The sequence below is a fragment of the Burkholderia sp. LMG 13014 genome (genome assembly GCF_905232215.1).
Classification (GTDB): Bacteria; Pseudomonadota; Gammaproteobacteria; order Burkholderiales; family Burkholderiaceae; genus Burkholderia.
In genome coordinates, this window is the sequence record NZ_CAJNKE010000400.1 from 1 (window position 1) to 5,636 (window position 5,636).

General features: G+C 64.4%; 6 protein-coding genes and 1 pseudogene. 2 read left to right on the forward strand and 5 right to left on the reverse strand.

Annotated elements, in window-relative coordinates:
- Positions 1 to 472: flagellar transcriptional regulator FlhC (gene flhC, locus JYJ84_RS27075; protein ID WP_205185814.1), on the reverse strand; the 472-nt coding region annotated here is incomplete at its 3' end.
- A 92-nt stretch (positions 473 to 564) separates the two neighbouring features.
- Positions 565 to 885, reverse strand: coding sequence for a flagellar transcriptional regulator FlhD (gene flhD / locus JYJ84_RS27080; RefSeq protein ID WP_027788649.1), 321 nt, complete (start codon positions 883 to 885; stop codon positions 565 to 567).
- A 664-nt stretch (positions 886 to 1,549) separates the two neighbouring features.
- Here flhD and JYJ84_RS27085 point away from each other — a divergent pair.
- Positions 1,550 to 2,614, forward strand: coding sequence for a glycosyltransferase family 4 protein (locus tag JYJ84_RS27085; protein WP_175222286.1), 1,065 nt, complete (start codon positions 1,550 to 1,552; stop codon positions 2,612 to 2,614).
- Positions 2,615 to 2,719: 105 nt separating this feature from the next.
- On the opposite strand, the gene JYJ84_RS27090 is transcribed toward JYJ84_RS27085, so the two are convergent.
- A complete protein-coding gene (locus JYJ84_RS27090; protein ID WP_021162849.1) occupies positions 2,720 to 3,016 on the reverse strand; it encodes an H-NS histone family protein in 297 nt (98 codons plus the stop codon).
- 298 nt (positions 3,017 to 3,314) lie between these two features.
- On the opposite strand from JYJ84_RS27090, the gene aqpZ reads away from it, so the two are divergent.
- Positions 3,315 to 4,058, forward strand: coding sequence for an aquaporin Z (gene aqpZ, locus JYJ84_RS27095; protein ID WP_175222285.1), 744 nt, complete (start codon positions 3,315 to 3,317; stop codon positions 4,056 to 4,058).
- A 118-nt stretch (positions 4,059 to 4,176) separates the two neighbouring features.
- On the opposite strand, the gene JYJ84_RS27100 is transcribed toward aqpZ, so the two are convergent.
- Positions 4,177 to 5,001, reverse strand: a complete 825-nt coding sequence (locus tag JYJ84_RS27100) for a Cof-type HAD-IIB family hydrolase (protein WP_175222284.1) — start codon at positions 4,999 to 5,001, stop codon at positions 4,177 to 4,179.
- Positions 5,002 to 5,146: 145 nt separating this feature from the next.
- Positions 5,147 to 5,636: pseudogene (locus tag JYJ84_RS27105) on the reverse strand (ATPase); the annotation flags it as partial.

The following is a 5,636-nucleotide window of genomic DNA, read 5'->3' on the forward strand; positions in this document are numbered from 1 at the left end:
CGCAGACGAAACCTTGATGCGGATCATGCGCATGCGCGACGAAGTGGCCGCCGCAGCGCGTGCACGGGGTCATCTGCAGCATCCCCGAATCGAAGAAGCGCACGAGCGTCCACGCGCGCGTGAGGCTCAGCGCGGCCTCGTCGCCGGACAGGTTCACGTGCTCCAAATAGAGCCGGTACGCCTTCACGATCGACTGGATCGGCTCGCAACGGCCGTGGTCCTGCATGAACCGGTAGATGTTGTAGAACAGCGACGAGTGGATGTTCGGCTGCCACGTCATGAACCAGTCGGTCGAGAACGGCAGCATCCCCTTCGGCGGCGACACGCCCTTCAGTTCCTTGTACAGCTTGATCAGACGGTCCCGCGACAGGCTCGTCTCCGCTTCCAGCAACTGCAGCCGGGCGCCCAGTTCGATCAGTTCGATGGCGAGGGTGATTTCCTTCACCTCGATCACGACGCTTTTGCTTGCCATGGTGAAAACCGTCCGCTTGACGTTATTCGGATGGATGGCCAATACGCTGCCCACCGGCGCGGCACGCCGGGACAGTCGCAAGGCGGGATGGATCAGCGGACGCCTTCGACCTGCTGCCCGGCCATCAGGATGGCCGAGTGGGCGTGCGCGACGACATCGCTGCGGCCCTTGTCGGCGAGCGACGACAGCAGCGCGTGATCGTCGAAGCGGAAGCGGCACAGCATCTGGTTCGACGCGGCGAGCTTCACGGTCTGTGCGAGCGTGAGGTTCCCGAGTACGTCGGCCAGTTCCTGGGAAATTCCCATGCGGAACATGCCCATCGCCTTGTCTTCCCGCAGCAGGCGTTGCGCGAGGAGGAGGTACGACAGGTTGACCTCTTTGATCTCACTGAGCATTTCGCTGGTAGCGCTCATGATTCCCCCGTTAAAGAGCTTTGCTTTGGCCATTCGTGTTATGAAAACGTTTGCTCGATCAGGGCGCTCTTGGCGCTCAGTCGGCTCGTTTATAGTCTTACAGGGCGAATTTTGGCTAAACGGCATTTACGCCGGTATCAGCGAAGTGGCGTATGCCATGCAGGATTTGTCTGTAAACCGTGTAGGAATTTTTCCGACAAAGCGAATTGAAAGGCTCAATCGGGGAAGCGAGTGGCAGCGCGGATTCGGCTGCGATGTGTCCGATGGCCCCCACTCGGTAGTGGAAGGCTTGCCGGCAGGGCTGCCGACAATCGGATCGGTAAAAATTATAGTGGTTTTTCACGATGACGCAACAATAGTTGCGTCTATCTCCATTCCTGTTCCCGCGCCCTTTTTCTCGGGGTTTTCGCGTATTTCATCGTGTAACAAGCCTTAAGTGTTTGAAAAAAACACTCGAACCCCTCAAGGCGATATCGATAATGGACTCCAATGGGCGGCGGCGCGAGCCGTGCCGGCCCGCCCCGCAGCTTGCCGTCCGGCGCCCCGCGCACCCCGCCCAGGGCACGGCCACGTACCGCCAACCGCGTGCGTCGGCGAGTTCCGCAACCTTGCACGGGATCCACATCGGCGCCACCGCGCCCTCGGATCGAAACAGGAGAACCCCATGCGAATTGCCCAGATCGCGCCGCTTTACGAAGCCGTTCCGCCGAAACTCTACGGCGGCACCGAGCGTGTCGTGTCCTACCTCACCGAGGCGCTCGTCGAACTCGGCCACGACGTGACGCTGTTCGCCAGCGGCGACTCCGTCACGTCGGCCCGTCTCGAGGCGGCCTGGCCGCGCGCCCTGCGGCTCGACCCGTCGATCCGCGATTCGATGGCACCCCATATGCGGCTTCTCGAGCAGGTCGCCCGGGTCGCGCACGAATTCGACGTGCTGCACTTCCACCTCGACTACCTGCCGTTCCCGCTGATGTCGCGCCTCGACACGCCGTACGTGACGACGCTGCACGGCCGACTCGACCTGCCGGAGCTGCAGCCGGTGTTCGACGCGTTCCCGGACGCGCCGGTCGTGTCGATCTCGAACAACCAGCGCAAGCCGCTGCCGCAGGCCGCGTGGGCCGGCACCGTGTATCACGGGCTGCCCGACACGCTGCTCACGCCGCAGCCGGGCGTGAAGCCCGAATACCTCGCGTTCCTCGGCCGGATCTGCCCGGAAAAGCGCGTCGACACCGCGATCCGGATCGCCGCGCAAAGCGGGCTGCCGCTGAAGATCGCCGCGAAGGTCGACAAGGCCGACGCCGACTATTTCAAGGAAGTGATCGAGCCGCTGCTCGGCCAGGCGCACGTCGAGTTCATCGGCGAGATCAACGAGGCGCAGAAGCCCGCGTTCCTGTCCGGTGCGAAGGCGCTGCTGTTCCCGATCGACTGGCCGGAGCCGTTCGGCCTCGTGATGATCGAGGCGATGGCCTGCGGCACGCCCGTCGTCGCGTTCAACCGCGGCTCGGTGCCGGAAGTGATCGAGGACGGCGTCACGGGCTTCATCGTCGAGGACGTGCAGGGCGCGGTCGGTGCGCTGCACCGTCTCGACAGCCTGTCGCGCACCGCCATCCGCAAACGTTTCGACACGCGTTTCAGTTCGAAGGCAATGGCGCAGCGTTATGTCGAAACTTACGAATCGCTTTGCACGCAAACCCGGCAACCGGCATTGCGCCGGGTCGCCGGCGCCTGACTCGGAAATCCGCGAGGAAATATTCCGTAATCAAGTCCGCGCCGAAATCGGCGCGCAAAACAAAAGAGCCGCATCTCGATGCGGCTCTTTTGTTTGGGCTTTCGGTCATTCGATCAGGAAACGATCGCGGTTTTTACCGACGATCCAATTCGGCGGCTTGCCGCGCCCGCTCCACGTCGCGCCCGACTTCGGATCGCGGTATTTCGGCGGCAGCGGCGCCTTCTTCGGCGGGCGCCCGCGCTTCGCTCGCTCCGCGAAACCCAGATCCTGGGCCGTCAGCCCGTATTCGGCAATCTTTTGCTGGACTTCGGCAATCACCGCCGCCACTTCCTGGCGGCGCACGTCGTCCGCCTGGGCCTGCAGATCGGCGATCTGCGCCTTGAGTTTCGCGTATTGAGACATTTTTCGACTCCCCTTTGATGATGCGGCCCCGGCGAATCCGGCCGGGATACCCACATCCGTTACGCCATCCGCACTGCCGCCCTGCCCTTCGAAATTAATACTGTCATCTTTAACCGATTCGACTATATCGAGAATGCGGACTTATTCTAATAAAAGGCATTCGTCAGCCATTCAAATTTAACAATCGTTGACCCTCCCCGACCCGATTCATTTCCTATAATCCAGACCAATTCCGGGTGACGGTTTAAATCCGTCGCGTCATCCGGCTGTCTTCAATCCACTTGAACGAGGTCCTTACATGAATCTTTCTCAGCGTCTCGCTGCAGAGGTATTCGGCACGTTCTGGCTGGTGCTCGGCGGGTGCGGAAGCGCCGTGCTGGCCGCCGCCTTTCCGGGCCTCGGCATCGGCTTTGCCGGCGTCGCACTTGCCTTTGGCCTGACTGTGCTGACGATGGCATTCGCAATTGGCCACATCTCGGGTTGCCACCTGAATCCGGCGGTGAGCGTCGGCCTGACGGTCGCCGGCCGCTTCCCCGCACGCGATCTCGTGCCGTACATCGTCGCGCAGGTAGTCGGCGCGACGATCGGCGCATTCGTGCTGTACCTGATCGCGACCGGCAAGCCGGGCTTCGACGTCGTCGGCAGCGGCTTTGCGACGAATGGCTTCAGCGAGCGTTCGCCCGGCCACTACTCGCTCGGCGCGTCGTTCATCTGCGAAGTCGTGATGACGGGCTTCTTCCTGTTCGTGATCCTGGGCGCCACCGACAAGCGCGGCGTGCCGGCCGGCTTTGCGCCGATCGCGATCGGCCTGTGCCTGACGCTGATTCACCTGATCTCGATCCCGGTCACCAACACGTCGGTGAACCCGGCCCGCTCGACCGGCCCCGCGCTGTTCGTGGGCGGCGATGCGATCGGCCAGCTCTGGCTGTTCTGGGTGGCACCGATCATCGGCGCGGTACTCGCCGGGATCATCTATCCGCTGGTCGCGGGGCGTGACGACGCCGTCGACCGGCTGCCGGCATCGGCTCGCACAAGCGAATAAAACACTACGGGGTCAAGCGAGCAGAGCAGCGAGCCTCACGCTGTCCAAGAAGATCGAGGCAGGTAATTTCGACGGGCGCCACTGGCGCCCGTTTTTCATTTCCATCCCGGCAGGGCGCTCAGGATGCGGCGGCGCTGCCTTCGAGCGAGAACAGCGTGCGCAGATGGCGGGCGACGCCCGCGTCGAAGTTGTTGCCGATCCGCGGGATGTGCGGCAGCCGTGCGATCAGGTCGGGGTTCGCGTTGTTCATCATGAACCCGTGGCCCGCGGTTTCGAGCAGGTCGATATCGTTCATGTTGTCGCCGAACGCGATGCAGTGGCCGGTATCGACGCCGAGCCGCGCGAGCACCGAGCGCAGCGCGCGGCCCTTCGACACGTTCGCGGTCATCACTTCGAGGCAGTCGGGCAGCGAGTACGTGACGTACAGCGCATCGCCGAAGCGCACGCGCATCTGATCGGCGACGACCGCCAGATCGGCCGGATCGCCGATGTACAGCACCTTCGCGATATCCGTGCCGTCGTGCGCGGCCATGTCGATCACGTCGTAGCGGAAGCCCGAATCCTGGTGGAATTCGAGCAGGTGCGGCGCATCGCGGTCGATCAGCCAGCCCTGGTCGGTGAACAGGTTGACGATCACCCGGCCATGCGCGCCGACGATATCGGGCTGCACGAGGCCGCGAACGATCGCCGGATCGATGTCCTGCGCGTGGATCGTCGTGTCGTCCGGCGCGTGCACGCGCGCGCCGTTCGACGTGATCAGGTACGGCCGGATGCCGAGCACGTCGCGAATGCCGGCGACGTCCGCGTAGTGGCGCCCGGTGGCGATCACGAACTGCAGGCCGTCGCGGTCGAGCCGGCGGACGGTGTCGATCGTGTACGGATCGAGCTGGTGGTCGCTGTTCAGCAGGGTACCGTCGAGATCGGTGGCGATGACTTTGTACATGGGACGGAAGAATGGCGCTCAGGGCTCTGCGGAACGGCCATTCTAACGTCGTGCCCGGTTGCCCGCCGGACGGTTCCCGGTCGATCGCCGCCAACGGCCCCGCTTCGGGGTGCCTTCAGCCGCCCGAAAGCGACTTCAAGCGACTTCAACCGCCTTCCGCCGCCCGCAGCGCTTGCAGCGCGAGCTGTAGCGCGCCGTGCGCCGAATCGTCGAGCGGCGCGCGCAACCGGGCGGCATGGCGCGCCGGCACGGCCGGTGCAAGTGCGTCCGCCAATCCGCCGCACAGCGCGACCGGCAGCGCCTGCTGCGGATCGAGCGCGTCGATCATCTTGCCGATCTCGTCGCCCGCCAGCGCGATCAGCGCGCCCGCGACCGGATGCAAGCGGTGCGCGAACACGATCGGCGCAAGCCGCGCGTAGATCGTCTGGTTCGCATCGCACGACCACTGGACGAGCGCGTCGCGATCCTGCGCGCCCGTTTCCGCGAGCAGCGCGCTGGCGAACGCATCGTGCGGCACGCGGCCGTCGAGCGCCTGCTGCGCATACGCGAGCGCTCGCACGCCGAGCCATGCGCCGCTCGCCTCGTCGCCGGACGGAAAGCCGAAGCCGCCCGCGATCCGGCAGGTGCCGACCGCC